Consider the following 25,937-nt stretch of genomic DNA (forward strand, 5'->3'; position numbering starts at 1 on the left):
ATCACTCCGCCGCCTGGGCAAAGCCGACCGAAGCCATCGGCCGGAATTCGTGCTTATCCTTGCCGGAAACGCGTTCCGACCACGGGTCGACCTGCGCGAATTTCTGCGAAAAGACGAAGCGCTCGTAATAGGCCTTGCGCTTGTCGCCATCGTCCATGACCTGGCGCTTGATCTCGGCGATGCCGATGCGCTTGGCCCATTTGTAAATGCGCTCGAGATAGCGGCCCTGTTCGCGATACATCTGCGTCAGCGCCACGATGTGCTCCAGCGCCTCGTCCTCGGTCTTGACCAGGCCGAGCACCTCGGTGCCTTTGATGTCGAGGCCGGCGGCGCCGGCGAAGTGGATCTCGTAGCCACTGTCGACGCAGATGACGCCGACATCCTTGCAGGTCGCCTCGGCACAGTTCCTCGGACAGCCCGAGACCGCCATCTTGACCTTGGCCGGGGTCCAGGAGCCCCACATGAATTTCTCGATGCGGACACCGAATCCCGTCGAATCCTGGGTGCCGAAGCGGCACCAGTCCGAGCCGACGCAGGTCTTCACGGTGCGCAGTCCTTTGGCGTAGGCGTGGCCGGAGACGAAGCCGGCCTGGCCGAGATCGGCCCACACCGCCGGCAGGTCTTCTTTGCGGATGCCGAGCATGTCGATGCGCTGTCCGCCGGTGACCTTGACCATTGGAATCTCGAACTTGTCGACGACGTCAGCGATGGCACGCAGTTCGGCGGCATTGGTGACCCCGCCCCACATGCGCGGCACCACCGAATAGGTGCCGTCCTTCTGGATGTTGGCGTGAACGCGCTCGTTGATGAAGCGCGACTGGTAGTCGTCGGCATATTCGTCCGGCCAGTCGCAGACGAGATAGTAGTTGAGCGCTGGCCGGCATTTGGCGCAGCCGCAGGAGGTCGTCCATTCCAGCTCCTGCATGACGGCGGGAATGGTCTTCAGGCCCTTGGCCTTGATCAGCCGGCGGACCTCGTCGTGGCCGAGCGTGGTGCAGCCGCACATCGGTTGCACAGCCGCCGGATTGTACTTGTCGCCGATGGTCAGCACCATCAGCTTCTCGACCAGACCGGTGCAGGAGCCGCAGGAAGCGGAAGCCTTGGTGTGGGCACGCACGTCGTCGAGCGAGGTCAGGCCCTTGTCCGTGATCGCGCCTGTTATCTTTCCCTTGCAAACGCCGTTGCAGCCGCAGATTTCCGCATCATCCGGCAAGGCTGCAACGGCCGCCATAGGGTCCAGGGAGGCGCCTCCCTGGTATGACTGGCCGAAGATAAGCGTGTCACGCATTTCCGATATGTCGGTCTGTTTCTTCTTGAGGTCGTTAAACCAGGCGCCGTCCGCCGTCTCGCCATAAAGCACGGTGCCTATGATACGGTCGTCCTTCAGCACCAGCCGCTTGTAGACACCGGCCGAAGCATCGCGCAGCACGATTTCCTGGCGGTCGTCGCCCTCGGCGAAATCGCCGAGCGAGAACAGCTCGATGCCCGTGACCTTGAGCTTGGTCGGCGTGTCCGAATGGACGAATGCCGCCTTCTCGTCGCCGGCAAGCTGGCTGGCCGCGACGCGCGCCATCTCGTAGAGCGGCGCCACCAAACCATAGACCTGGCCGTTGACCTCCGCGCATTCGCCGAGCGCGTAGATGTCAGGATCGTTGCTGCGCATGCCGGCGTCGACGACGATGCCGCGATTGACGGCAATGCCGGCTTCCTTCGCCAGCGCCGCATTCGGCCTGATGCCCACCGCCATGACGACGAGCGTCGCCGGAATGATGGTTCCGTCGGCGAGTTCCACCTGCTCGACCTTGCCCTTGCCTGTGATCGCCTGGGTGTTGGCCTTGGTGATGACCTTGATGCCGCGCTGCTCGACAGCGCGCTGCAGGAGGTAGCCGGCGGCAGGATCGAGCTGGCGCTCCATCAGCGTCGGCATGACATGCAGCACGGTGACGTCCATGCCCTGCGCGTTCAGGCCCGCAGCCGCCTCCAGCCCGAGCAGGCCCCCGCCGATAACCACGGCCTTGGCCCGTGACTGCGCGGCCAGCATCATCGCCCGAACGTCGTCGAGATCGCGATAGGTGAGCACGCCCGGCAGATCATGGCCGGGCACCGGGATGATAAACGGCACCGAGCCGGTGGCGATGACGAGCTTGTCGTAGGGCTCGGTCACGCCATGATCGGAGGTGACTGTTTTTGCTGCCCTGTCGATGGCGACGATCTTGTGGCCCTTGTAGAGGGTGATCCCGTGCTTGATGTACCAGCCATCGCCATGGATGATGATCTCCTCATAATCCTTTTCGCCTGACAGAACCGGCGACAGCATGATGCGGTCGTAGTTCACGCGCGGCTCGGCGTTGAAGATGGTGACCTGGTAGAGGTCCGGCGCCTTTTCCAGCAGATGCTCCAGCATGCGCCCGGGGGCCATGCCGTTGCCGATGATGACGAGTTTTTCGGTCATGTCCTGATTCACTCCGGTCTCACTCAGCCGCGTAGGAAAGGCCTGAAGCTTCGGCGGCGGCCGCGCGCTCCATCCGCCGGATGCTGAAGTGCATCCAGGCAAAGCAGGTGGCGACGATGACGAAGAGCAACATGAAGCAGCTCGACCAGACGCCGGTGAGGTCGTTCAGTGCGCCGAAGGCGATTGGCAGGATAAAGCCGCCGAGCCCGCCAATCATGCCGACAACGCCGCCGACCGCGCCGACATTCTGCGGGTAGTAAGCCGGGATGTGCTTGTAGACGGCGGCCTTGCCAAGGCTCATGAAGAAGCCGAGCACGCAGGCAACGGCTATGAAGGCGAGCGGGCCGATCTCGAAATGGAAGGCGATCGGCCCGCTGATGCCGTGCACGACGTAGTCTGCCGAGGGGAGAGACAGAACGAGAGTCGCGACGGCACTGACAGCGAAGGTCCAGTAGAGCACGGTGCGGGCGCCGATGCGGTCGGAAAGCACGCCACCATAGGCGCGGAAAATACTTGCCGGAATTGAATAGGCCGCGCCGATCATGCCGGCGGTCGCAAGCCCGAAGCCGTAGACGCCGATCAGGTAGCGGGGCAGCCACAGCGACAGCGCGACGAATGCACCGAAGGCGAAGAAATAATAGAAGGCGAAGCGCCAGACCTGCAGGTTCTTTAGCGGCGCGAATTCCTGCAAGAAGCTTCTCGCGGGCGCTGCCTTGCCGGCGCGGCGCTCGCGGATAACCGGATCGTCGCCGGTCGTGAACCAGAAGACGGCGGCCATGACGACGAGTGCTGCCGCCCAGATCAGCGCGACCGATTGCCAGCCCCAGGAGAGAAGCACGAACGGTGCCAGGAACTTGGTAACCGCGGCGCCGACATTGCCTACACCGAAAATGCCAAGCGCCGTGCCCTGCTTGCCAGCCGGGAAGAAGCGCGAGACATAGGCGACACCGACGGCGAAGGAACCACCGGCGAGCCCAACGCCTAACGCGGCGACCAGCATCTGTGCGTAGGTTTGCGCAAAAGCGAGCAGGAAGGTCGCGACCGCCGCCGCAAGCATGGTCGCGGTGTATACCAGCCGTCCGCCAAACCGGTCGGTCCAGACACCGAGCACCATGCGCACGAGCGAACCGGTGAGGATCGGGGTGCCGACCAGCAGGCCGAACTCCGTCTCGTTCAACCCAAGGTCCTGCTTTATGCGCACGCCGATGATTGAAAAGATCGTCCACACCGCGAAGCAGACGGTGAAGGCGATGGTGGACATTACAAGCGCCTGCTGGGGAGCACTGTCCTGGCTGGGCGCGGCTGGGAGATTTGCGGTCAACGTCTGGCTCCGGTTTGCGGCGTGGGAGGCACCGCGGATGTTTTGTAGGTGAGTGATCAGCGACGCGGCATCGGCCCGTGCAACGAGACCGGGCTCGCCACGGTCAGGTCGTTGCTTTCCGTCTTGGCGCCAACGGGAAACAGCAGGAGCGCGGCGGTGAACAGCGCCGCCGTCAGCGCGCTGCTGGCCAGAAAATCGCGGCGCGTGAAGTCCGCGAGGGACGCGCCAGTTCCGATCCGTTTCGTCATCGTCGTCTCCGGTTGGGCGCCGCTTGGGACCAGCGCCGTCGATCGTGTAAAAACAAAAAAGCCGCCGGCCAGGTCTTCGCGCGTCCGTCCATCCGGGATCGCGTATTGACCTGAGCGGCAGCTTTGCCTGTGGCGCCCGCCATTGGACGCCGTGTCACTTGGCCCTTTGCGGGCCTACATTTTAGAAAGCAGGAAGCGTGCCAATTCGACAGCGCTCTAAATTACCGAATAAAATCAATGTGAACCGCCGCCGAGCGATTTTTGACCAAGCCCGGCAGCGGATCAAAGCTTAGTCAGAATGCCTTGCGCAGCAGCATAATATTTGTGCAATGCGATAGATTGCCCATTGCCGACGCAGATTGCCAATTGCCGATGATGACGCGTTTTTCGGTCATCGCCTTACTCCGCGGCTTCGACGAAGCGGTGGCGTTCGTAGAGGAACTTCAGCACCGCCTCGCGGCAGCGCAGGAAGGTCCGGTCGGAGGAAAGCTCGATGCGCCGGCGCGGCCGGGCCAGCGGCACGGCAAGCACCTCGCCGATGGTCGCCGCCGGGCCGTTGGTCATCATGACGATGCGGTCGGACAACAGCACCGCCTCGTCGACATCGTGGGTGATCATGATCGTCGTCGAGCCAAGCCTCGAATGGATATCCATCACTGCGTCCTGCAGATGGGCGCGCGTCAGCGCGTCGAGCGCGCCGAACGGCTCGTCGAGCAGCAGGATCTTCGGTTCCATGGCCAGAGCGCGGGCGATGCCGACGCGCTGCTTCATGCCGCCCGATATCTCGGCGGGCCGCTTGTCCCTGGCATGCGCCATCTGCACGAGCTCGAGATTGCGCATGATCCAATCATGCCGCTCGGCCCGGCTCCTGGTCGAACCGAACACTTTCGACACCGCCAGATTGATGTTCTCGTAGACGGTGAGCCACGGCAAAAGGCTGTGGTTCTGGAACACCACGGCGCGCTCGGGTCCGGGGCTGTCGATCTCCTTGTCCTCGAGCAGCACAGCGCCGGCGGAGACTCTGGTCAGCCCGGCGATCAGGTTGAGCAAGGTCGACTTGCCGCAGCCGGAATGGCCGATGATCGAGACGAATTCGCCCTTATCGATGGTGAGCCTGATGTCTTTCAGCACCTCGCTGACCTGGCCGCCGCGGGCGAAGGATTTGTCGATATGGTCGAGTTTCAGGTAGGCCGTCATGGCGCTTTCCTCACTTTGCCGTTGTGCCGCGGGTGACGAAGGCGCCGACCGCCGCAACCAGGCGGTCGAGGCAGAAGCCGGTGACGCCGATATAGGCGAGCGCGACGATGATGTCGGGCAGCCGCGACGAATTCCAGGCATCCCAGATGAAGAAGCCGATACCGACGCCGCCTGTCAGCATTTCGGCCGCGACGATCGCAAGCCAGGACAGGCCGATGCCGATGCGCAGGCCGGTGAAGATGTAAGGCGCCGCGGCCGGCACCATGATCTTCACGAAGAATTCGAGCTGGTTGAGCCTGAGGATTCGGGAAACGTTGCGGTAATCCTCGGGAATGTTGCGGACGCCGACGGCGGTGTTGATGATCACCGGCCAGATCGAGGTGATGAAGATGACGAAGATCGCCGACGGGCTGGAATCGCGGAACGCCGCCAGCGACAGCGGCAACCAGGCCAGCGGCGGCACCGTGCGCAGGATCTGGAACACCGGATCGAGGCCGCGCATCGCCCAGATCGACTGGCCGACCAGTGCGCCGAGCGCGACGCCAACGATTGCAGCCAGGCCGAAGCCGATGGCGACGCGCTGCAGCGAGATCAGCACCCGCCAGGCCAGTCCGATATCCTGCGGACCATAGTCGAAGAACGGATGGGCAATCAGATCGTAGGCCTCGTTCCACACCTGGCTAGGTGGCGGCAAGCTGGCATTGGGCGACGAGCAGGCGATCTGCCAAATGACCAGCATGACGGCAATGACGACTGCCGGCGGCACCAGAGTGCTCGCCAGTTTGCCGGCGATCGCGGCGGGATCGAAGCGGCGCCTCACCTTGGCGGTGAAAGCTATGACCTCTGCGGGCTTGGCAGGCGCGGGGAACGCCTTCACCTTGGTGTCCTCGATGGCTTGGATAGACATTTCGCAAAGAGCTCCTTGAGCACGTGGAGTGACAGGCGGCGCCAACGGCGGCGCTTGCCGTCGACGTCAGGCCGATGCCTTGATCTTGAGGCTGTCGAGATAGGCGGACGGGTTGGCCGGATCGAAGATCTTGCCGTCGAAGAAGGTCTCCACGCCGCGCGACGAAGATGCCGGGATATCGGCCGCGGCGACGCCGAGGTCCTTGGCCGCCTCGCGCCACAGATCCTCGCGGTTGACTTGATCGACCAGCGCCTTGATGTCGGTGGTTGCCGCGAATTTGCCCCAGCGGATGTTCTCGGCCAGGAACCAGCTGTCGTGACTCTTGAATGGATAGGACACGCCGCCCTTCCAGAACTTCATGTAGAGATCGGTCCCGGTGGCGACGCGGTCATTGCCGTAATTGATGTCGCCCTTGAGGCGGCCGATGATGTCGGCGGTCGGCACGTTCATCCACTGCCGCTTGCCGATGATGGCAGCCATTTCGTCCTTGTTTTCCATGGCCTCGCACCATTGCTGGGCTGCCATGACGGCCACCAGGATGGCCTTGGTGGCGTTCGGATATTTGTCGATGAATTCGGCGCGCAGGCCGAGCGCCTTTTCCGGATGGCCCTTCCACAATTCGCCCGTCGTGGCGGCCGTGAAGCCGACACCCTGGTGGACGAGCTGCTCGTTCCATGGCTCGCCGACGCAAAACACGTCCATGTTGCCGACCTTCATGTTGGCGACCATCTGCGGCGGCGGCACGACGATGGTGGAGACATCCTTGTCCGGGTCGATACCGCCGGCGGCCAGCCAGTAGCGCAGCCACAAATCATGGGTGCCGCCCGGGAAAGTCATGGCGGCCTTCACCTCCTTGCCTTCGGCCTTCTTGGCGGCGAAGGCGTCCTTCAGCTTGGAGGCATCGAGGCCGACGCCGGTGCTGGCATACTCCTGGGCGACGGAAATGGCCTGGCAGTCGTAGTTAAGCCGCGCCACGATCGCCATCGGCATCGGCTGGTTGTTCTGCGTCACCTTGCCGGTGTGCATGAGGTAAGGCATCGGCGTCAGGATATGGGCGCCGTCGATGCCGTTGGCTTCGCCGCCGAGCATCAGATTGTCGCGCGTCGCGCCCCAGGAGGCCTGTTTGAGCACCTCGACATCGGGCATGCCAAACTTTTCGAACAATCCCTTCTCCTTGGCGATCATGAGGGGCGCGGCATCGGTCAGCGCGATGAAGCCGAGCTTGGCGCCGGCGACTTCCGGGGCGGCAGTAGCCGCATAGGCACCAGAGGGCAGCAGCGCCCGCGCGGCCGTCAGGGTTGCCGCGGTGGCCGCACTTGCCATCAGAAAATTGCGGCGGGTCATGCTCTCGAGAGGGGCTTCAGTCTTGATGCGTTTCGTCATCGTCGTCTCCCGTTGGGCACTGCTTGGGATCAGCGCCGTCGATTGCGTGTTCGGTCAAAACAAAAAAGCCGCCGGCCAGGCCGCGCGCCCATCCATCCGGGATCGCGTGTTGACCTGAGCGGCAGCTTTGCCTGTAGCGCCCGCCATTGGACGCCTGTTCCGTGACCCCAAGAAGAGTCAGCCTATTGCAAAGCAGGAACCGTGCCAGTTTCGGAATGGATGACAAACATCAATGAGATCAACGGTATGCCACAATCGTGGGCGCGCTGGCCCGCTGGGCGAGCAAGCCAAAGATTGCTCATTAGCGCAGTCGCACGCATAATTTTTGTGCAATGCACAAGAATGGCGCGAAAATGATCAGGCTTCGACGCGCGCAAATTTCTGCCCGGCAATGTAGGCGTCGACCTCGTCTGGATCGAATATCTGGCCATCGAAGAAACCATCGGGGCCGAGCACCAGACTGGCGCCGGCGGAGCCGACAGGTGTGGCAGACGCCAGCGCGCCCTCCACTTTAGAATTGGCGCCGGGAAGTGCGACGCCGAGCGGCTTCAGCGCCGACCGGTAAAGATCGGGGCGGTAGCAGTCGCGGGCGATGGCCAGATTCTCCGGCGTGTGCGCCACATGTTCCCAGCGCACCATCTGCGTGTAGAACCACAGCGCATGGCTCTTCCAGGGAAAGTTGGCCGCCTTGTCGAAGGGCAGGAAGAAATCCTCGACCGTTCGTTCCGCGCCACCGCCGAGTTGGAGATGTCCGCTCAGGATCGGCATCTGCACTGCCGCATGCAGGCCGAGGAAGGCAGGCTGCGCCATCAGCGCGGCCAGTTCGCCGCGGTTTGCCGGATCCTGGCACCAGCGCGCGGCGTGATGAAGCGCGCGCAGCAGGGCCGAAAGGGCTTCCGGGTGCTTTTCGGCCCAGGCCTTGCGCACGCCGACGACTTTCTCGGGGCTGGTCTTCCAGATGGCGGCCTTGACTGTCGCTATATGGCCGGTGCCGGCGACGACCGAGGCGGTGTTCCAGGGTTCACCGACGCAGTAGCCGTCGATTCTGCCGGCGGCGAGTGCGTCGGCCATGAAGGGCGGCGGCACGATGACGATTTCTATTTCGCGCGACGGATCAACGCCGCAGGCCGCGAGCCAGTAGCGCAGTTCGTAATTGTGTCCCGAGTGCGGATGCACGACCGCAAAGCGCAGCGGGTCGCGACCGGCATTTGACCGTTCACGGATCAGCATCCCCAAGGCCTTGCCGGCTCGCGCCGGATCGAGGTCGGGCAAGGCACCATGCGCGGCCATGCCCGCCCAAACCGCGTTCGAAACCGTTACGCAGTTGCCGCCCAGTCCCAGCGAGAAAGGCACGATGGTGTCGGAGGCGAGTGGGGTGAGACCCAGATTGCAGGCGATCGGCATCGGCCCCAGCATATGCGCCAGATCGAAATGTCCGATCGCGATGCGGTCGCGGATGTTGGCCCAGGAGGTTTCGCGATTGAGCGTCAACTCGATGCCTTCGCGCGCGGCAAAGCCGATCTCCCTAGCTGCGACCAGAACCGCGCTGTCGAAGAGCGGCATGAAACCCGCATTGATCTGGTGTTCGGCCGCCATGCTCAACTCTCCCCCGGATCCAGTAGACCTGCCGTCGTCACCAGGCTCTGCGCGATTTCGCTGATCTTGCGGTTCTGGCTCATGGCGGTCTTGCGCAGAAGCGTATAGGCGGCATCCTCCGACAGGCCGCGCGACCTCATCAGGATGCCCTTGGCACGGTCGATGACCTTGCGGTTCTCCAACTCACTGCGCGCTTCTTCCAGTTCGCGCGCCATTCGCGAGAACGCGTTGAAGCGGCTGATCGCCATGTCGAGGATCGGCTTGACGCGCTCCTGGCGCAGCCCGTCGACGACATAGGCGGAGACCCCCGCCTCCACCGCAGCTTCGATCGAAGCCTGATCCGACCGGTCGACGAACATGGCGATCGGCCGCTTCACCACGCGCGAAAGCTGGAACATGTTCTCAAGCATGTCGCGGTTGGGATTCTCGAGGTCGATGACAATTACGTCCGGCTCGATCTCGGCGATGCGCCGCGCTATTCCCGCAACGTCGTGAACGACCGTGACCTGTTCATGCCCGGCCTCCCGCAATCCCGCCTCGATGATAGCGGCGCGAATGTGGTTTTCGTCGATCACCAGGACGGTGAGGGATTTCCGGATCATGCCGCATTTTTTGCGCACGCTGCGTGATTGTGCAATGCGGCACCGCAATAATCGACGCAGTCATCTCTTCGAATTCAGAGGGACCGCCATCATGTTCGCGGAGCCGACCCGTTAAGCTTCTTTAAATACCGTTCACACGGTCTGACTTTGTTTTTGTATCCACTGCGCTATCTTCCGATTGCGAACCTTGTCTCGCTGGCTAGAAGATTGGAGGTTTCCATGGATCGGCGATCATTTTTGACAGGAATGTTTGGCCTTGCTGGGGCAGCAGCCCTTGTGAGCGCAGTTCGGCCTATCGACGCAATAGCCGGTGTACCGGACGCCAGAAGCGGCATTCTCGATGAACTCGACGCGCCCGAGATAGAGACCTCCGAGGACGAAGATATTCAAGCAGAGCCGGTTCGGCATAGGTCGTGGCACCGCAGGCGGCGGCGCAGGCGGCGCGCTTGGAGAAGGGCCTGCCGTCGTTACTGGCGAAATGGCTATCGGCGCGTCCGGTGCCGTCGCAGGCGTGTTTGGGTCTGGGATTGGTATTATTAGCGGTAGTGTGCTGAAAACCCCGGTGGTTGCCGGGGTTTTCGCTTCAGGCGACCGCTAGTAGTCCTCCGGTGGATGTCACCGCAAGGTTTCGGCTAACAGAAATACAGGGGGACCGATCGGTTTTGTGAGGCCTGCCAGTGATAGGCAGGCCTAAAGAGACTGATTTTCCTAGGGGAAAACTGGTGGAGCCAATCGGAATCGAACCGACGACCTCTTGAATGCCATTCAAGCGCTCTCCCAACTGAGCTATGGCCCCACTTCCGGCAGTCTACCGGCGCCGTTGCCGGCGAAGAGATCCGGCGCGGGTTCTAGACCGCGCCGTTAGTGCAGGCGGCTTCTAACCCCGCCTTCTGTCAATATCAAGCCTTCAAGAGCGGCTTTTTCTCCAGATGTCGCGAAAGTCGGCAGACGCTCGCGTCAGGGGCCGGATCAGACTTCGTCGTCGTCGTCGCCGACGCCGATCATGTCGGCGACATCGTCGTCCTCTTCCTCTTCGTCGGCGAGGAAAGTATCGTCGTCGTCGCCGAGGTCCACATCGTCCTCGTCATCGCCGAGATCGGGAAGATCGTCGGCCTTCGCATCCTCGTCCGCCTCTTCGAGCGAGACGACTTCGACGCCCTCTTCCTCCTCGGCGTCCACTTCCTTCTCGGCAACTTCCTCTTCCTCCTCGAGGGCAGCAATCTTGCCTTCCTCGAAATAGGAGCGTGGATAGCTCTTGCCGGTATAGGGCGAGACGATCGGATCCTTGTTCAGGTCGTAGAATTTTTGACCCGTCTCGGGGTCGATGCGTTTGGTGCCAAGTTCGGGTTTTGCCACAGCAAGCCTCGTCGATAAAAGTTTGGTCCCCATAACCACAGTTTACGGCGCTGTCAAAGCCTAAAGCCAGCGTCATAAATCGCCGCATTGAGAGACCTCTTGCAAGGGGATGACCATTTCCGCCCGCCGTGATACGAGACCGCCCAAACCAAAAGAAAAAGGCCGGCTGCCGGCGTTTTCATCCAGGGAAAAGCCATGTCGCATACTGCCGCCCCGAAACCGGCCACCGCTCGCAAATCGTCGGCGCTTTCCGGCGTGGCGCGGGTACCCGGCGACAAGTCGATCTCGCACCGCTCGTTCATGTTCGGCGGCCTTGCCTCCGGCGAGACCCGCATCACCGGCCTGCTGGAAGGCGAGGATGTGATGCGCACGGGCGCCGCGATGAAGGCGATGGGCGCGCATATCGAGAAGCACGGCACTGAGTGGGTGATCCGCGGCACCGGCAACGGCGCGCTGCTGCAACCGGAAGGTCCGCTCGATTTCGGCAATGCCGGCACCGGCTCACGCCTCACCATGGGTCTGGTCGGTACTTACGACATGGAGACGACTTTCATCGGCGACGCGTCGCTGTCCGGCCGCCCGATGGGCCGCGTGCTCGAGCCGCTGCGCCAGATGGGCGTGCAGGTGCTGAAGGCGACGCCCGGCGACCGCATGCCGATCACGCTGCACGGGCCCAAACATGCCGCGCCCATCACCTACCGCGTGCCGATGGCCTCGGCGCAGGTGAAATCGGCGGTGCTGCTCGCCGGGCTGAACACGCCCGGCGTCACCACCGTCATTGAGCCGGTGATGACGCGCGACCATACCGAAAAGATGCTGAAGGGATTCGGCGCCAATCTGTCGGTCGAGACCGACGAGCGCGGCGTGCGCCACATCTTCATCGAGGGCCAGGGCAAGCTCACCGGCCAGACGATCGCTGTGCCCGGCGATCCGTCCTCGGCAGGCTTCCCGCTGGTGGCGGCGCTGATCGTGCCGGGCTCGGACATTACAATCGAAAATGTGCTGATGAACCCAACCCGCACCGGGCTTCTGCTGACGCTGCAGGAGATGGGCGCCCGGATCGACATTCTCGACACGCGCAACGAAGGCGGCGAGGACGTCGCCGATCTGCGCGTGCGTTACTCCGAGCTGAAGGGCGTCACCGTGCCGCCCGAACGGGCGCCGACGATGATCGACGAATATCCGGTGCTTGCCGTCGCGGCCAGCTTCGCCGAGGGCGAGACGCTGATGCAGGGACTGGAAGAGCTGCGCGTCAAGGAATCCGACCGGCTGTCAGCTGTCGCCGACGGGCTGAAGCTGAATGGCGTCGACTGCACCGAGGGCGAGGCGACGCTTGCCGTACGTGGCAAGCCGGACGGCAAGGGCCTCGGCGGCCATCCAAGTGGACAGGGCACGACGGTGAAGACCCATCTCGACCACCGCATTGCCATGAGCTTTTTGATCATGGGACTGGCGACGGAAAAGCCTGTCACCATCGATGACCAGGCGATGATCGCGACCAGCTTTCCGGAGTTCATGGGGCTGATGAAGGAGCTGGGCGCGGAGATTTATTAAACCCAGGATTGTCGTCAAATTTGGGTATCAACTCAATTGTTCTTTAAGGCCAGTCCTTCAGGATCGAGCGAACATTGGGGAGAGCCATGAACATCCTAGCCTCGATTTTGCTTGCGATCGTAGCAGGTGTCGTTCTGACGATTGCAAAGGCGATATCTGTTGCCAGGATGATCCGCGAGCGGAACTATTCGTTCGTGCGCTTTGGCTTGATCGCGGCACTTTGGATTGGACTTACGGTCCCGAGCATAAGTTCTTCATGCGGGACGATAGGCTGCGCATACGGCCTGCATTTCGGCTGGGTGCTCGAACTAATCAAAGCCGACATGCCCTCAAATGCGATATTTTTCGTAATCGGTGCCTACGCGATCCTTAGCGTATATTTTTTCTCCCATGTACTTGGATGGGTATTTTCCTTGTTGGTAGCTGCGCGGCCTGTTTCGCGTTAATAGAGCATCCCAAGCCGTACGATGACATATTGCATTGAAGCCGGTTCTCGGCTTGTTGGTCGTCCATGACTTCGACCTTCACCATCGCCATCGACGGGCCCGCCGGCGCGGGCAAGGGTACGCTCGCCCGGCGGCTGGCCGACCACTACCGGCTGAACCTGCTCGACACCGGCCTCACCTATCGTGCGGTGGCGCATGCGCTGCTTCGGGTTGGCCTGCCGCTCGACAATGTCTCGGCTGCCGAAACTGCGGCGCGGCAGGTCGACCTGGCCAAGCTCGACCGGTCGGTGCTGTCGGCGCATGCGGTCGGCGAAGCGGCTTCGAAAGTGGCGGTGTTCCCTTCGGTGCGGCGCATACTGGTCGAAAAGCAGCGCGATTTCGCCAAGGCGCCGCCGGGCGCCGTGCTCGATGGCCGCGACATCGGCACCGTCGTCTGTCCCGACGCCGACATAAAACTCTATGTGACGGCCAGCGCCGAAGTGCGGGCAGAGCGGCGGCTGGCCGAGATCGAGAGCATCGGCGGCACCGCCAATTTCGCTGAGATCCTGGCCGATATCCTGCGCCGCGACGAGCGCGACATGGGTCGCGCCGACTCGCCGCTGAAGCCGGCCGCCGATGCGCACTTGCTCGACACGTCGGAAATGGCTATAGAAGCCGCGTTTCTTGCGGCCAAGGCGATCATCGACGACGTTCTGGCCAAGAGAAACAAAGCCTGAGCCGGGTTTTTCCATCCGTTGCCGATTGCCGGCGGCGAAAAGATACCCATATCGGGCACGAACCAGCCTGCCAGCATTCTTCATGCGCCGGAATTGCCGCTTAAGCGGCCAAGGGCTTTTTTGGAAAGCCCGGAACGCCGGCAGGCCAACGCAACGCTAACCCACGGCGCCCGCCCCGCTTGAGATGCGGGGCATTCCAGGAGAAAATATGTCAGCTGCAAATCCCACTCGCGATGATTTCGCGAGCCTGCTCGAAGAATCTTTTACCGCCGGCCACTCCGGCGAAGGCCAGGTCGTCAAGGGCACGATCACCGCGATCGAAAAGGACATGGCCATCATCGACGTCGGCCTCAAGGTCGAAGGCCGCGTGCCGCTGAAGGAATTCGGCGTCAAGGGCAAGGACACGACGCTCAAGGTCGGCGACACGGTCGAAGTCTATGTCGAGCGCATCGAGAACGCGCTTGGCGAAGCGATGCTTTCCCGCGAAAAAGCCCGCCGCGAAGAGAGCTGGGTCCGCCTCGAAGAGAAGTTCACCAAGGGTGAACGCGTCGAAGGCGTCATCTTCAACCAGGTCAAGGGCGGCTTCACCGTCGACCTCGACGGCGCGGTGGCCTTCCTGCCGCGCAGCCAGGTCGATATCCGCCCGATCCGCGACGTGTCGCCGCTGATGCACAATCCGCAGCCCTTCGAAATCCTGAAGATGGATCGCCGCCGCGGCAACATCGTGGTGTCGCGCCGCACCGTTCTCGAGGAAAGCCGTGCCGAACAGCGTTCGGAAATCGTGCAGAACCTCGAAGAAGGCCAGGTGGTCGAAGGCGTCGTCAAGAACATCACCGACTATGGTGCGTTCGTCGACCTCGGCGGCATCGACGGCCTGCTGCATGTCACTGACATGGCATGGCGCCGCGTCAACCATCCGACCGAAATCCTCAACATCGGCCAGACGGTCAAGGTGCAGATCATCCGCATCAACCAGGAAACCCACCGCATCTCGCTCGGCATGAAGCAGCTCGAGAGCGATCCGTGGTCCGAGATCGGAACGAAATTCCCGATCGGCAAGAAGATCAAGGGCACCGTCACCAACATCACCGACTACGGCGCGTTCGTCGAGCTGGAGCCGGGTATCGAAGGCCTCATCCACGTTTCGGAAATGTCGTGGACGAAGAAGAACGTGCATCCCGGCAAGATCCTGTCGACGACCCAGGAAGTCGACGTGGTGGTGCTCGAAGTCGATCCGGCCAAGCGCCGCATCTCGCTCGGCCTCAAGCAGACGCTCGAGAACCCGTGGCAGGCTTTCGCCAGCAGCCATCCGGTCGGCAGCCAGGTCGAGGGCGAGGTCAAGAACAAGACCGAGTTCGGTCTGTTCATCGGCCTCGAAGGCGACGTTGACGGCATGGTCCATCTGTCCGACCTCGACTGGACCCGTCCGGGCGAGCAGGTGATCGAGGAGTACAATCGCGGCGACATGGTCAAGGCGCAGGTGCTCGACGTCGACATCGACAAGGAGCGCATCTCGCTCGGCATCAAGCAGCTGGCCAAGGACACGGCCGGCGAGGCGGCGACCTCAGGCGAACTGCGCAAGAACGCGGTCGTCACCTGCGAGGTCACCGGCGTCAAGGATGGCGGTCTGGAAGTGCGGCTGGTCGACAGCGGCATCGAGACCTTCATCAAGCGCTCCGACCTCAGCCGTGACCGTGACGAGCAGCGTCCCGAGCGCTTCACGGTCGGCCAGAAGGTCGACGCCCGCGTCATCGCCTTCGACAAGAAGACCCGCAAGCTGCAGGTCTCGATCAAGGCGCTGGAAATCGCCGAAGAGAAGGAAGCGGTCGCCCAATACGGCTCGACCGACTCCGGCGCTTCGCTGGGCGACATTCTGGGTGCCGCGCTGAAGAAGCAGGGCAGCTAAATCTGCAAACGCCGCGCCTCGCGCGCGGCTCGAACACACAACCCGCGGACCGAAAGGTTCGCGGGTTTTTCATGGCCGCGAAGAGGCGCGCAATGTCGCTGGGTGGCCCGGCAGCCGGTCATGCTTGAAACGTCCGATGGAGCCTGTAGTCTGCCGCATCGGCCCGAAAGATCGGTCCGGGACAATGCGAAACGATCGAAGGCGCGAGCTCTATGATCCGCATCGGTTTTAGTCTTGCAATCCTGTTGATCGGCACGATCGCAGCGTCAGCGGCCCTGCCGCCCTACTGGCAACGCAAAGCCGAAATCCAGGCCATAGTCGACAGCGGCGCCGTGGCCGGCGTGCTGGAAAACCGCGGCCCGATCGACGCGGTCGAGCGCGTCGGAAACGACCATTATCGGGTGCGGGCCGGCGGCTGCGCGCTGGACGTGCAGATCGTCGACGATGCGAGCGCGGTCGCGATGCCGGGACCGCGCAAGTTCAAGCTCAAGCTCGGCGATTTCGTCTGCAAATGAGCCGCCGGATGACGCTGATTTTCCAGCGAGCCATCCGCCCGATCCGATACCGGCAAATCAGGCCCTGCCGTAAAGCGGCACAAGCGTGCCGCTCATCGCCAGATTGGCCGGCGAAGCGAGGTATGCAATGGCCTCAGCGGCCGCCTCCAGGCTGACCCATTTGCCGAAATCGGCGGTCGGCATGTCAGCCCGGTTGGCCGGGGTGTCAAGGGTCGAGGGCGCGACCGCATTGACCAGGATGCCCTTGCCCTTGAGTTCCTCCGCCATGGCCACCGTCATTGCCGCGACCGCCGCCTTACTGGCCGCATAGGCGACCATGCCGGACCCGCGCCGCAGGTCCAGCCCGGCGCGCGCCGTGATGTTGACGATGCGGCCCGACACAGAAGATTCCAGCATCGAGCGTATCGCCGCGCGGCAGCACAGGAAGGTGGTGCGGGCATTGGTGTCCATCATTTCTGCAAAGGACGCGGGCTCGATCTTCTCGACCGGCGCGGCGGTGAAGCCGCCGGCCAGATGGATGGATGCCCATAAATCCGTAACGCTGGCGTAGAACGCATCGACCTTGGCAGGGTCGGCGAGATCGACATTGTGCGCCAGCCTGACGCGCTCATGGGCCGGGAAAGGAAAATGCGCCGGCGCGGCAGCATGGGCATTGGGCACATGGCAGACCGCGCCCTGCTCCAGCAGTTTTCCGACAACCGCGCCACCGAGCGCTCCAGTGCCGCCGGTCACCACAATATGCCTGCCGTCCAGTGTGTCCGTCATCTTCGACCGCTCCAGTCACTCATATGCCGCGCCGCAGCCGAAGGTCGCGCCTTTCGCGCGATCACTCAACCGAAATCTCGATGACGCAGCGTCGCTTCTGCGCGTCAAGCCGTCGGCCATCAGACGCTGCCCGCGCTCAATCGACAGTTATCTCGATGACATATGGCAGTCTGGTCGCCCGCGCGCGCTTGAGTGCGTCCGCCAGGTCGTCAATACCGACAATCCGCTCGGCGGCAATGCCATAGGCCTCGCCCAGCTTGCAGAAGTCGGGCGGCGCCGGCGAGACGCCGACCGGTTCGACGCCGACATCGAGCATCGAGGTTTCGATTTCGCGATAGCCGCGATTGTTCCAGACGATGAAGATCACCGGCGCCGCAGCATCGAGGGCGGCGCCCAGTTCCGGCAGCGTGAACTGGAAACCACCGTCGCCGGTGAGACAAACGACCGGCGCATCAGGCACGGCAAGAGCCGCACCGATCGCGGCCGGCGGACCATAGCCGAGCGCGCCGAAGCCGGTGGCGGCGTTGAACCAGCCGCCCGGGCGATCGTGATCGTAATAGAGGTTGGCGGCATAGACCGGCTGGGTCGAATCGCCGACGATGATCGAGCCCCGCAATGTATCGCGGATCACTTCCACCGCGCTTATCTGGGCCGCGAAGGCTGGGTTCAGGTCGGCGAGCGCCGCCTGTCGTGCGGCGGCGGCACGACCATCGCCAGCATCCGAGGCCGCCGCAACACCGCCGATCGCGGCAAGCAAGGCCTCGATCGCCTCGCCACAATCCGCCTGGATGGAGACGGTGGCCGGGTGGCGCGCAAGCTGGTCGGCGCCGATGTCGATGCGGATCAGATTAGTAGGCGGGACAAAGCCGCCGTCGCCATATCCGTCATAATCGGTCGGGCCGAATTCGGTGCCGGCGGCGATGACCAGGTCGGCGTCGGCAATCAGCGCGCGCACCGCCTTCAGACTGGGGCTGGCCGGCACGCCAAGTGGATGGCGATGCAGTAAGCCGCGGGCATTGGTCGTCTGGACGACCGGCGCTCCCAGCCTTTCGGCGAGGCGCTGCAACGGCGCTTCGGCTCTCTTGGCGCCGCCGCCGGCAAGGATCAGCGGGAGGCGGGCAGCAGCGCAAAGCCTTGCCGCCTCTGCTATCGCGGCCGCTTCCGGCTCGGGCGGCGCTACGTTCGTCAGCAAGGCCGCGAGGCCGTCGGCCGGCTTGACCATGACGTCGGTCGGGATCTCGATATGAACCGGGCCGGGGCGCGAGGATGAAAACAGGGCAAAAGCGCGGGCAAGAACGCCGGGCAGTTCGTCGGCATCGGCGACGCGATGCGAGAACAGCGCGACCTTCTCCATCATGCCACGCTGGTCGGGCAGTTCGTGCAAATGGCCAAGGCCTTTGCCCAGCGTCGGCGTGGCGTTCACGCCTGAGATCACCAGCATAGGAACCGAATCGGCGCGGGCCTGGCCCATGGCGGTGATGGTGTTGGTCAGCCCTGGTCCGGTGATCACGAAGGCAACGCCCGGCTTGCCGCCGGCGCGCGCATAACCGTCGGCCATGAAGCCGGCGCCCTGCTCATGGCGAGGGGTGACGTGGCGGATCTTCGAGCGCGCCAGCCCGCGATAGAGTTCGACAGTATGCACACCCGGAATGCCGAAGACGGTGTCGACGTCATGGGCTTCGAGTAAAGTGATGAGCGCTTCGCCGACCGTCGTCATTGTCTGAGCACCGGACGTGTGAGGCAAGTCGGACCGCCCTCGCAGGCAATGCACAGCGCGTCCGCCTCGAAGGTCGAAACCCTGCAGCCGGCGGCCGCCATGGCCGCCGCCGTCTTCGGGAAGCCGGCGACGGCGATCACGTCGCGTGGCGCGGTCGGCAGCACATTGAGGCTGAGGCCGTTGGAGGCGAAGAACTCGTCCGCGTCGCCTTCGACCAGGCGAATGCCTCGCGCCCGCAGCATCTGGTAAAAGGCGGCCGGCAAAAGCGGTGCATAGACCAGCGCCAGATCGTCGGCGAGCGGACTGATCACCGACATCAGATGCAGACAGGCCTCCTCGCCGTGCCAGAGCGGCAGGTCGTAACCATAGACCTGGATACCCTTGGGTGTGAGCAGGTTGGCGAGTTGCTGGATGCCGTCCTGGTTGGTGCGCATGCCGCGGCCGACGGCCAGCGTCCGCGAATCTACCCAGACGCAGTCGCCGCCCTCGACCTGTCCGGGGTGCTCGATGCGGCCGAGGATCGGCACGTCCATGCGCCTGTAGGCCGCTTCGTGCAGGCCGGGCTCGGCCCGGCGCAGCGCTTTGCCCATGGCGAGGATGATGGCGCCATGGTCGGTCATCAGCGACGGATCGTGAGTGAAGACGGAATCGGCAAGCCCGTCATCGGCATCGGTCAGCCATTCGATCTTGGCGCCGGACGCCAGAACCAGCGTCGTTAGCGCCTCATGCTGGGCAGCGGCTTTTTGCGAATCGAAGCCGGGACCATAGTGCCATTCCGACGCTTCGGCGCGGTGCATGGCGCTTGCGGCGGACCGCATCAACACGCGCCTGAGCGGCCCGGCCATGGACTGCGACCCGTATGCTTTGCCCACCAAGTGCTCCTGAATTATCCCATCCAGCCAATAGCTACTCAGCGAGCCGTGATCAATGGTCCAAAAAAGCATGGTTGACGGCGGCAAGCGGAACGGTCCATCTTGAGAATGAGAAGTCTGTGCAGTGATGCTAATGAGTAAAAAATTCCAGCGACGGGTCCAGCCGCATCGTGAGGCACCGAAAAGGTGACAGCGCAAGGCACGGCTCCCGCCCTGAAGCACACGGCGCAGAACGATGCCGCCGAAGCCATCCATGTCGAGAACCTGCATAAAAGATTCGGCGAACTGCATGTGCTGAAGGGTGTTTCGCTGTTGGCGCGCGACGGCGAGGTCATCGCCATCATCGGCGGCAGCGGCTCGGGCAAGTCGACGCTGCTGCGCTGCATCAACTGCCTGGAGAATCCGACCAGCGGGATCGTCCGCGTCAATGGCGAGGAGATTCGGATGAAGGCCGACAGCCATGGCCACACCGTTCCCGCCGACCGCAAGCAGATCGAGCGCATCCGCTCCAAGCTCGGCATGGTCTTCCAGAACTTCAATCTGTGGAGCCACATGACGCTGATCGAGAACGTCATCGAGGTTCCGGTGCATGTTCTAGGCATCAAGCGCGACGTGGCTATCGCCGAAGCCGAAAAGCTGCTCGCCCGTGTCGGCCTGGCCGAAAAGCGCGACGTCTATCCGGCCTATCTGTCCGGCGGCCAGCAGCAGCGCGCGGCCATCGCCCGCGCGCTGGCCATCAATCCGCGTGTCATGCTGTTCGATGAGCCAACCTCGGCGCTCGACCCGGAACTGATCGGCGAGGTGCTGAAGGTGATCGGCGATCTTGCGCGCGAAGGACGCACCATGGTGCTGGTCACCCACGAGATGAAGTTCGCCCGCGAGGTCGCGTCACATGTCGTCTACCTTCACAACGGGCTGGTCGAGGAAGAAGGGCCGCCGGAGCAGATCTTCGGCGCGCCCAAATCCGAAAGGCTGAAGCAATTCATCCGCAACATCGGTTAAGCCGAGGCGGATGGAAAAACGGGAACAACAACAAACTGGGAGTTATTGAAATGAAGACCGTTCTGAAGACATTTGCCGCAGCGCTTCTGCTCGGTGTCGCCGCGATGGGCGTGGCCAAGGCCGATCCAGTCAAGATCGGCGTCGCCGCCGAACCCTATCCGCCATTCACCTCGCCGGATGCCTCGGGCAAATGGGTCGGCTGGGAAATCGAATTCGTCGACGCGGTCTGCGCCGAGCAGAAGCTCGACTGCGTCATCACGCCCGTCGCCTGGGACGGCATCATCCCGGCGCTGACGACCAAGAAGATCGACGTCATCGCCAGCTCCATGTCGATCACCGACGAGCGCAAGAAGACGATCGACTTCTCCGACAAATATTATAACACCCCGACAGCCATCATCGGTCCGAAGGACCAGAAGTTCGGCGCTTCCCCGGAAGATCTCAAGGGCAAGATCATCGGCGTGCAAGTTTCGACCGTGCATGCCGACTACGTCAAGAAGCACTTCACCGAAGCCGCGGAAATCAAGGAGTATCAGACCCAGGACGAGGCCAATCAGGATCTTGCCGCCGGTCGCGTTGATGCCGTGCAGGCCGATTCCATCGCGCTCGATGCCTTCCTGAAATCGGATCAGGGCAAGCAATGCTGCGACCTGAAGGGCACGGTCGCGCCGGATCTGGCAATCCTCGGGCCCGGCGTCGGCGCCGGCGTCCGCAAGGAAGACACCGAGCTGAAGGAAAAGATCAACGCCGGCATCAAGGCGATCCGCGCCAACGGCAAATATGACGAAATCAGCAAGAAATACTTCGATTTCGACATTTACGGCGCCGACACACAGTCGAACTGACGGCATCCCTAAGCGAATAACCACGCGGCGCGGACAGCGCGCCGTGTGGCTTCGTCGAAATCCACCCATGCAAGCCTTCCGCTGACGGCATCGCCGGCGGTTTGGCGCCAGCAATTCGGGGGCGACGCTGATCGACGCATTTCTTCCGGCCTATATGGCCCGCATCATCGAACTGCTTTCGCCGACGCCGCCTGGCTGGGGCGGAACGCTTCTGGTCGGACTGCTCCACTCGGTCGAGATCGCGGCCGGCGCGTTCGGTCTCGGCCTCGTGATCGGCATTTGCGGTGCGTATGGCAAGCTCTACGGCGGACCCGTGATACGCGATCTGCTGGCGGTCTACACGACGATCGTCCGCGCCGTGCCGGAGCTGGTGCTGATCCTGCTGCTCTATTATGCCGGCACCGATTTGATCAACCAGCTGCTGACGGCGATGGGATATCAGCGCATCGACATCAGCGGGCTGGTGGCCGGCATTGCCGTGCTTGGCTTCGTCCAGGGCGCGTATTCGACCGAGGTGATGCGGGGCGCGATCCTTGCCATTCCGCAAGGCCAGATCGAAGCAGCGCGCGCCTATGGCATGTCTCCCGGCCTCCTGCTGCGACGTATCACGCTGCCGGCGATGCTGCCCTTCGCCATACCCGGCCTTGCCAATCTCTGGCTGATCGCCACCAAGGACACCGCGCTGCTGGCGGTCGTCGGCTTCTACGAACTGACATTGGCCACGCGGCAAGCGGCGGGCGTAACCAAAGCCTATCTCACATTCTTCCTCGCCGCAGGCCTGATCTATCTTCTGTTGACGCTGGTCTCCAGTCTGATCATCGGCCGCATCGAGGCCCGGGCTCGGCGCGGCATGCCCTCCCTCAAGGAGGCGCGTTGATGGCTGGCGAAGCGATCATCGTCAACGTTGCCCGAGCGTCGTTATGGCTGCAGCCGCACCGTATCGTGCTGATCCTGATCGGGCTGGCTCTGGTTCTGGCCGCCGCCTTCTTCATGCGCTGGGACTGGCTGCCGCAATATTATGAAATGGCGCTTGTCGGCATCTGGCGCACGCTTTGGATCCTGGCCGTGACCTGCATACTGGGCTTCACGCTCGCTGTGCCGCTCGGGCTGGCGCAGGCGGCCGGGCCCTTCTGGTTAGCTGCGCCCGCAAAGGCTTTCTGCACCGTCATCAGGGGAACGCCGCTGCTGCTGCAGCTCTGGCTGCTCTACTATGGGCTCGGCTCGCTGTTCCCACAGTATCCATGGATACGCGAATCCTGGATGTGGCCGTATCTCAGGCAAGCGTGGCCCTACGGCGTCCTGGCGCTGACCTTGTCCTTCGCCGGTTATGAGGGCGAGGTGATGCGAGGCGCCTTTGCCGGGGTGCCGAAGGGCCAGCTCGAGGCCGCCCGCGCGTTCGGCATGAGCCGCTGGAAAATCCTCCGTCGGATCTGGCTGCCGCAAGCCTTCTACCGGGCGCTGCCGACGCTGACCGGCGAAACTGTACTGCAGCTGAAATCGACGCCGCTGGTGGCGACCATCAGCGTAATCGACATATTCGCCGTCTCGTCCAAGGTGAGGCAGAGCACCTTCCTCACCTATGAACCCTTGCTGCTCCTGGCGTTGATCTATATGGCGATCACCGGCGTCCTGGTCTTCGCCCTCGGCAAGATCGAGACGCGGATCCCGAACAAGCTCGGCTAGCGAACAGGGAGTAGCAAATAGCGAATAGTTCGCTGATTCCCCCTACTCGCTACCCCCTATTCGCTACTCACTTAGGAACCTAGTGCGATGCAACTCAGTCTCGACCAGGCAACAGGACTGTGCCGGATGGCGGCGCTCGGCGCCGGCGCCAATGAAGAAGCGGCGCAGTCGCTCGCGGCTTCCATCGTCGCGGCCGAGGCGGAAGGGCTGTCCACGGTCGGACTGTCGCATTTCATCGACTATCTCGAAGCGCTGGAGGCTGGCCGCATCGACGGCAAGGCTGAGCCGGTCATTACCAGGCCGGCTTTGGCGGTCTATCTCTCCGACGCGCGCGGCGGCCTGGCGCATACCGGCTTCGACCGCACGATCGACGATCTCGCCAAGGCGGCGCGCCTGTTCGGCGTTGCCATTTTTTCGCAGAAGAACGCCTATACGTGCGGTGCGCTCGGCTATTTCACCGGGCGGCTGGCCGCGCAGGGTCTGGTGTCCTTCGCCGCGACCAATGGGCCGGCCGTGCTTGCCGGCTCGGGCTCGGTCAAGCCGGTCTATTGCACCAACCCGATGTCCTTCGCCGCACCCTCCGCCGACGGAGCGCCGCTGGTCATCGACCAATCGTCGAGCGCAACTGCCTTCGTCAACATCCGCAAGGCGGCCGAGGACGGCAAGAAAATTCCCGAAGGCTGGGCCCTGGATGCGAGCGGCAACCCGACCACCGACCCGGCGGCCGCCATGAAAGGCGCGATGCTTGCCTTTGGCGGCCAGCGCGGCGCCAACATCGCGCTGATGGTCGAAGTGCTGGCGGCGGGCCTGTCGGGCGCCAACTGGTCGCTTGATGCGCCATGGTTCAGCGGCGGGCCGGACAGCCCGGGAACCGGCCTCTTCGTACTGGCGGTCGAGCCCAAGCTGCTCGATCCGGATTTCGAGAAACGCATGAAGGACCAGCTCGACCGGTTGCGCCGCCGCTACGGCGTGCATGTGCCCGGCCGTGGCCGGGCCGAAGCAGCGGAGAAGGCGGCGGCACGGGGCATAACGGCGCCCAAGGCCGTGGTGCGACGCATTTCGGAATTCGCCGAGCGCTATTCTTCCTGACACCGTCTCAGGTCAGCTGCCTCGTCAGAACCTGGCGCCGCAAGGATGTTGCCCGGAAAAACCCGCTTCGGCGGGGATTTTCCGCGTTTCAGCAGCCAAAGCAGAAAACATGCTGTTGGTAGTCAACTTTTGTTCATTTGACATGGCCGGACCTGTCGGGCGTTTGCAAACATCGGCAAAAAAGAGGAGTCCCAATGTCTGCAACCACCGACAATCCGCGCAAAAGCCTTGTCATCCCAGCCCTTGGTGGCTTGTATTCGGCCTTGCATGATGCCGGCGAGACACTCCTGCGTGCCGTGGCCGGCATCTTCCTCACCATACATGGCTCGCAAAAGATCACCGAACCGTTCGGCGCCGCCGAGATGGTGGAAGGCCTCGGCTTCTATCCCGGCGCATTTTGGTCCTTGCTTCTGGCCTGCACCGAGTTCTTCGGCGGCATCCTCATCGCCATCGGCCTACTGACCCGCCCGGCCGCCTTCGCCGGAATGTTCGTGCTTCTGGTCACGGTCTGGTTCCATTGGGTCACCATGGGGGAAGGCTATTCGGGCGCCGAAAAGTCGCTGCTGTGGGCGGCGATCCTGTTCTTCTTCGTCATCCGCGGCGGCAACCGCCAATCGGTCGACGCACGCATCGGCAAGGCGTTCTGAACCAGCCGAAGCAGAGGCATCGGCGACAATTGATCGCCCTTTGCCTTTGATGCGAAACCGATTATGAAACGGCTTCAGCCTAACCCCAGTAGATCTGGGCCCCAGTAAATCTGGAAACTGCGCCGGAGCCAGCCATGACCGAAATCCTGCAGACCCCAAAGCTCGTCGTCGTGTTCGGCGGCTCGGGCTTTGTCGGCCGCCACGTGGTACGGGCACTGGCCAGGCGCGGTTATCGCATCAGGGTCGCCTGCCGCCGGCCCGATCTCGCCGGCCATCTGCAGCCACTCGGCAATGTCGGCCAGATCCAGCCGGTGCAGGCCAATGTTCGCGCGCGCTGGTCAGTCGACCGCGCTGTGCAGGGCGCCGACCATGTGGTCAATCTGGTGGCGATCCTGCATGAGAGCGGCCGGCAGAAATTCACGTCCGTCCACGAATTCGGCGCGCGCGCGGTCGCGGAAGCGGCGCGCGCCGTCGGCGCCGGCCTCACCCATATCTCGGCGCTGGGCGCCGATCTGAACGCGCAATCGGACTATGCGCGCACCAAGGCGCTCGGTGAAAAAGCGGTCCTGGAGACGATCGAGGATGCCGTCATTTTGCGGCCGTCGATCAATTTCGGTCCGGAGGACAGCTTCTTCAACCGCTTCGCCAACATGGCGCGCTATTCGCCGGTGCTGCCGCTGATCGGCGGCGGGCAGACCAAATTCCAGCCGGTCTATGTCGGCGATGTCGCCGAAGCGGTGGCGCGCTCGGTCGACGGCAAGGTCCAGCGCGGCCGGATCTATGAGCTTGGCGGACCGCAGGTGCTGACCTTCAAGGAATGCATGCAGGAAATGCTTGCCATGATCGACCGCAAACGGCTTCTGGTGTCGGTGCCGTGGTGGGTGGCGAACATGCAGGCATCGATACTCGGGCTTTTGCCCAATCCGCTGCTGACCAAGGATCAGGTCCTGCAGTTGCGCGAGCACAACATCGTGTCCGATGCGGCCATCAGGGAAAACAGGACGCTCGCCGGTCTCGGCATCCAGTCGCAGTCGATCGGCAGCATCCTGCCGAGCTATCTCTGGCGCTACCGTGCCGCCGGCCAGTTCCAGCGCAAGTCTGCGGCATAAAACCAAGCA

The 25,937-nt window shown here is 63.1% G+C and carries 25 protein-coding genes and 1 tRNA gene; 13 read left to right on the forward strand and 13 right to left on the reverse strand.

Going from position 1 to position 25,937, the window contains the following annotated elements; translation table 11 throughout:
* Position 1: 1 nt before the first annotated feature.
* The 6 genes from nirB to NKH73_RS00275 form a co-directional block, all read right to left on the reverse strand.
* Positions 2–2,452 carry a nitrite reductase large subunit NirB gene (nirB, locus tag NKH73_RS00250; RefSeq protein ID WP_352926419.1) on the reverse strand — a complete coding sequence of 817 codons (2,451 nt, stop codon included), beginning with the start codon at positions 2,450–2,452 and terminating at the stop codon, positions 2–4.
* A gap of 19 nt (positions 2,453–2,471) precedes the next feature.
* Positions 2,472–3,713: an MFS transporter gene (locus NKH73_RS00255; RefSeq protein ID WP_502893954.1), complete on the reverse strand. Its 1,242-nt coding sequence runs from the start codon at positions 3,711–3,713 to the stop codon at positions 2,472–2,474.
* A 116-nt stretch (positions 3,714–3,829) separates the two neighbouring features.
* Positions 3,830–4,021, reverse strand: a complete 192-nt coding sequence (locus tag NKH73_RS00260) for a hypothetical protein (RefSeq protein ID WP_352926425.1) — start codon at positions 4,019–4,021, stop codon at positions 3,830–3,832.
* Between the two features lie 399 nt (positions 4,022–4,420).
* Complete coding sequence (locus NKH73_RS00265; RefSeq protein ID WP_352926428.1) at positions 4,421–5,218, reverse strand: ABC transporter ATP-binding protein; 798 nt, start codon at positions 5,216–5,218, stop codon at positions 4,421–4,423.
* A 10-nt stretch (positions 5,219–5,228) separates the two neighbouring features.
* Positions 5,229–6,125 (reverse strand): nitrate ABC transporter permease, encoded by an 897-nt coding sequence (gene ntrB, locus NKH73_RS00270; protein WP_352926431.1) that lies wholly within the window; start codon positions 6,123–6,125, stop codon positions 5,229–5,231.
* 66 nt (positions 6,126–6,191) lie between these two features.
* Positions 6,192–7,508 carry a CmpA/NrtA family ABC transporter substrate-binding protein gene (locus tag NKH73_RS00275; protein ID WP_352926434.1) on the reverse strand — a complete coding sequence of 439 codons (1,317 nt, stop codon included), beginning with the start codon at positions 7,506–7,508 and terminating at the stop codon, positions 6,192–6,194.
* Between NKH73_RS00275 and NKH73_RS00280 the strand changes: the two genes are divergently transcribed.
* On the forward strand, positions 7,495–7,626 hold the full coding sequence (locus tag NKH73_RS00280; protein ID WP_263781070.1) for a hypothetical protein: 132 nt from the start codon (positions 7,495–7,497) through the stop codon (positions 7,624–7,626). The two genes, NKH73_RS00275 and NKH73_RS00280, sit on opposite strands and share 14 nt — an antisense overlap.
* 239 nt (positions 7,627–7,865) lie before the next feature.
* On the opposite strand, the gene NKH73_RS00285 is transcribed toward NKH73_RS00280, so the two are convergent.
* From NKH73_RS00285 to NKH73_RS00300, 4 genes are all read right to left on the reverse strand, one after another.
* Positions 7,866–9,104 carry a CmpA/NrtA family ABC transporter substrate-binding protein gene (locus tag NKH73_RS00285; RefSeq protein WP_352926437.1) on the reverse strand — a complete coding sequence of 413 codons (1,239 nt, stop codon included), beginning with the start codon at positions 9,102–9,104 and terminating at the stop codon, positions 7,866–7,868.
* A 2-nt stretch (positions 9,105–9,106) separates the two neighbouring features.
* A complete protein-coding gene (locus NKH73_RS00290) occupies positions 9,107–9,706 on the reverse strand; it encodes an ANTAR domain-containing response regulator (protein ID WP_352926440.1) in 600 nt (199 codons plus the stop codon).
* 720 nt (positions 9,707–10,426) lie between these two features.
* Positions 10,427–10,502 (reverse strand) — tRNA-Ala (locus tag NKH73_RS00295).
* A 173-nt stretch (positions 10,503–10,675) separates the two neighbouring features.
* Positions 10,676–11,062, reverse strand: a complete 387-nt coding sequence (locus tag NKH73_RS00300; RefSeq protein ID WP_352926443.1) for a TIGR02300 family protein — start codon at positions 11,060–11,062, stop codon at positions 10,676–10,678.
* A gap of 195 nt (positions 11,063–11,257) precedes the next feature.
* Between NKH73_RS00300 and aroA the strand changes: the two genes are divergently transcribed.
* The 5 genes from aroA (at position 11,258) to NKH73_RS00325 (ending at position 16,199) form a co-directional block, all read left to right on the forward strand.
* Positions 11,258–12,616: a 3-phosphoshikimate 1-carboxyvinyltransferase gene (gene aroA, locus NKH73_RS00305; RefSeq protein ID WP_352926446.1), complete on the forward strand. Its 1,359-nt coding sequence runs from the start codon at positions 11,258–11,260 to the stop codon at positions 12,614–12,616.
* Between the two features lie 86 nt (positions 12,617–12,702).
* Positions 12,703–13,062 carry a hypothetical protein gene (locus tag NKH73_RS00310; protein WP_352926449.1) on the forward strand — a complete coding sequence of 120 codons (360 nt, stop codon included), beginning with the start codon at positions 12,703–12,705 and terminating at the stop codon, positions 13,060–13,062.
* 65 nt (positions 13,063–13,127) lie between these two features.
* A complete protein-coding gene (gene cmk / locus NKH73_RS00315; protein ID WP_352926451.1) occupies positions 13,128–13,778 on the forward strand; it encodes a (d)CMP kinase in 651 nt (216 codons plus the stop codon).
* A 208-nt stretch (positions 13,779–13,986) separates the two neighbouring features.
* A complete protein-coding gene (gene rpsA, locus NKH73_RS00320; RefSeq protein WP_352926453.1) occupies positions 13,987–15,684 on the forward strand; it encodes a 30S ribosomal protein S1 in 1,698 nt (565 codons plus the stop codon).
* A gap of 245 nt (positions 15,685–15,929) precedes the next feature.
* Positions 15,930–16,199, forward strand: coding sequence for a hypothetical protein (locus NKH73_RS00325; RefSeq protein ID WP_352926455.1), 270 nt, complete (start codon positions 15,930–15,932; stop codon positions 16,197–16,199).
* 57 nt (positions 16,200–16,256) lie between these two features.
* Here NKH73_RS00325 and NKH73_RS00330 read toward each other — a convergent pair whose 3' ends face one another.
* From NKH73_RS00330 to NKH73_RS00340, 3 genes are all read right to left on the reverse strand, one after another.
* Positions 16,257–16,964, reverse strand: a complete 708-nt coding sequence (locus NKH73_RS00330; protein WP_352926457.1) for an SDR family NAD(P)-dependent oxidoreductase — start codon at positions 16,962–16,964, stop codon at positions 16,257–16,259.
* A 136-nt stretch (positions 16,965–17,100) separates the two neighbouring features.
* A complete protein-coding gene (locus NKH73_RS00335) occupies positions 17,101–18,681 on the reverse strand; it encodes a 5-guanidino-2-oxopentanoate decarboxylase (protein WP_352926459.1) in 1,581 nt (526 codons plus the stop codon).
* Positions 18,678–19,526: a dimethylarginine dimethylaminohydrolase family protein gene (locus tag NKH73_RS00340; RefSeq protein WP_352927634.1), complete on the reverse strand. Its 849-nt coding sequence runs from the start codon at positions 19,524–19,526 to the stop codon at positions 18,678–18,680. The genes NKH73_RS00335 and NKH73_RS00340 overlap by 4 nt, the downstream gene beginning before the upstream one ends.
* A 213-nt stretch (positions 19,527–19,739) precedes the next feature.
* On the opposite strand from NKH73_RS00340, the gene NKH73_RS00345 reads away from it, so the two are divergent.
* The 7 genes from NKH73_RS00345 (at position 19,740) to NKH73_RS00375 (ending at position 25,928) form a co-directional block, all read left to right on the forward strand.
* Positions 19,740–20,555 carry an ABC transporter ATP-binding protein gene (locus NKH73_RS00345; protein WP_352926461.1) on the forward strand — a complete coding sequence of 272 codons (816 nt, stop codon included), beginning with the start codon at positions 19,740–19,742 and terminating at the stop codon, positions 20,553–20,555.
* 50 nt (positions 20,556–20,605) lie between these two features.
* Positions 20,606–21,400: a transporter substrate-binding domain-containing protein gene (locus NKH73_RS00350; RefSeq protein ID WP_352926464.1), complete on the forward strand. Its 795-nt coding sequence runs from the start codon at positions 20,606–20,608 to the stop codon at positions 21,398–21,400.
* 154 nt (positions 21,401–21,554) lie between these two features.
* On the forward strand, positions 21,555–22,277 hold the full coding sequence (locus NKH73_RS00355) for an ABC transporter permease (protein ID WP_352926467.1): 723 nt from the start codon (positions 21,555–21,557) through the stop codon (positions 22,275–22,277).
* Entirely contained in the window at positions 22,277–23,083 is an 807-nt protein-coding gene (locus NKH73_RS00360; protein WP_352926470.1) for an ABC transporter permease, read from the forward strand. Before NKH73_RS00355 ends, NKH73_RS00360 begins: the two co-directional genes overlap by 1 nt.
* An 87-nt stretch (positions 23,084–23,170) precedes the next feature.
* A complete protein-coding gene (locus NKH73_RS00365) occupies positions 23,171–24,172 on the forward strand; it encodes an Ldh family oxidoreductase (RefSeq protein WP_352926473.1) in 1,002 nt (333 codons plus the stop codon).
* A 194-nt stretch (positions 24,173–24,366) separates the two neighbouring features.
* Positions 24,367–24,819 (forward strand): DoxX family protein, encoded by a 453-nt coding sequence (locus tag NKH73_RS00370; protein ID WP_352926476.1) that lies wholly within the window; start codon positions 24,367–24,369, stop codon positions 24,817–24,819.
* 134 nt (positions 24,820–24,953) lie between these two features.
* Positions 24,954–25,928, forward strand: coding sequence for a complex I NDUFA9 subunit family protein (locus NKH73_RS00375; RefSeq protein ID WP_352926479.1), 975 nt, complete (start codon positions 24,954–24,956; stop codon positions 25,926–25,928).
* Positions 25,929–25,937: the final 9 nt, after the last annotated feature.

This window comes from Mesorhizobium sp. M0938, from assembly GCF_040319125.1.
GTDB classification, from domain to species: domain Bacteria; phylum Pseudomonadota; class Alphaproteobacteria; order Rhizobiales; family Rhizobiaceae; genus Mesorhizobium; species Mesorhizobium robiniae.

Bases quoted from the DNA above. Each gene is read 5' to 3' on its own strand.
- nirB (WP_352926419.1), bottom strand. From the start codon at position 2,452: ATGACCGAAAAACTCGTCATCATCGGCAACGGCATGGCCCCCGGGCGC.
- NKH73_RS00255 (WP_502893954.1), bottom strand. From the start codon at position 3,713: ATGTCCACCATCGCCTTCACCGTCTGCTTCGCGGTGTGGACGATCTTT.
- NKH73_RS00260 (WP_352926425.1), bottom strand. From the start codon at position 4,021: ATGACGAAACGGATCGGAACTGGCGCGTCCCTCGCGGACTTCACGCGC.
- NKH73_RS00265 (WP_352926428.1), bottom strand. From the start codon at position 5,218: ATGACGGCCTACCTGAAACTCGACCATATCGACAAATCCTTCGCCCGC.
- ntrB (WP_352926431.1), bottom strand. From the start codon at position 6,125: ATGTCTATCCAAGCCATCGAGGACACCAAGGTGAAGGCGTTCCCCGCG.
- NKH73_RS00280 (WP_263781070.1), top strand. From the start codon at position 7,495: ATGCGTTTCGTCATCGTCGTCTCCCGTTGGGCACTGCTTGGGATCAGC.
- NKH73_RS00275 (WP_352926434.1), bottom strand. From the start codon at position 7,508: ATGACGAAACGCATCAAGACTGAAGCCCCTCTCGAGAGCATGACCCGC.
- NKH73_RS00285 (WP_352926437.1), bottom strand. From the start codon at position 9,104: ATGGCGGCCGAACACCAGATCAATGCGGGTTTCATGCCGCTCTTCGAC.
- NKH73_RS00290 (WP_352926440.1), bottom strand. From the start codon at position 9,706: ATGATCCGGAAATCCCTCACCGTCCTGGTGATCGACGAAAACCACATT.
- aroA (WP_352926446.1), top strand. From the start codon at position 11,258: ATGTCGCATACTGCCGCCCCGAAACCGGCCACCGCTCGCAAATCGTCG.
- NKH73_RS00310 (WP_352926449.1), top strand. From the start codon at position 12,703: ATGAACATCCTAGCCTCGATTTTGCTTGCGATCGTAGCAGGTGTCGTT.
- cmk (WP_352926451.1), top strand. From the start codon at position 13,128: ATGACTTCGACCTTCACCATCGCCATCGACGGGCCCGCCGGCGCGGGC.
- rpsA (WP_352926453.1), top strand. From the start codon at position 13,987: ATGTCAGCTGCAAATCCCACTCGCGATGATTTCGCGAGCCTGCTCGAA.
- NKH73_RS00330 (WP_352926457.1), bottom strand. From the start codon at position 16,964: ATGACGGACACACTGGACGGCAGGCATATTGTGGTGACCGGCGGCACT.
- NKH73_RS00335 (WP_352926459.1), bottom strand. From the start codon at position 18,681: ATGACGACGGTCGGCGAAGCGCTCATCACTTTACTCGAAGCCCATGAC.
- NKH73_RS00340 (WP_352927634.1), bottom strand. From the start codon at position 19,526: ATGGCCGGGCCGCTCAGGCGCGTGTTGATGCGGTCCGCCGCAAGCGCC.
- NKH73_RS00350 (WP_352926464.1), top strand. From the start codon at position 20,606: ATGAAGACCGTTCTGAAGACATTTGCCGCAGCGCTTCTGCTCGGTGTC.
- NKH73_RS00355 (WP_352926467.1), top strand. From the start codon at position 21,555: ATGGCCCGCATCATCGAACTGCTTTCGCCGACGCCGCCTGGCTGGGGC.
- NKH73_RS00360 (WP_352926470.1), top strand. From the start codon at position 22,277: ATGGCTGGCGAAGCGATCATCGTCAACGTTGCCCGAGCGTCGTTATGG.
- NKH73_RS00365 (WP_352926473.1), top strand. From the start codon at position 23,171: ATGCAACTCAGTCTCGACCAGGCAACAGGACTGTGCCGGATGGCGGCG.
- NKH73_RS00370 (WP_352926476.1), top strand. From the start codon at position 24,367: ATGTCTGCAACCACCGACAATCCGCGCAAAAGCCTTGTCATCCCAGCC.
- NKH73_RS00375 (WP_352926479.1), top strand. From the start codon at position 24,954: ATGACCGAAATCCTGCAGACCCCAAAGCTCGTCGTCGTGTTCGGCGGC.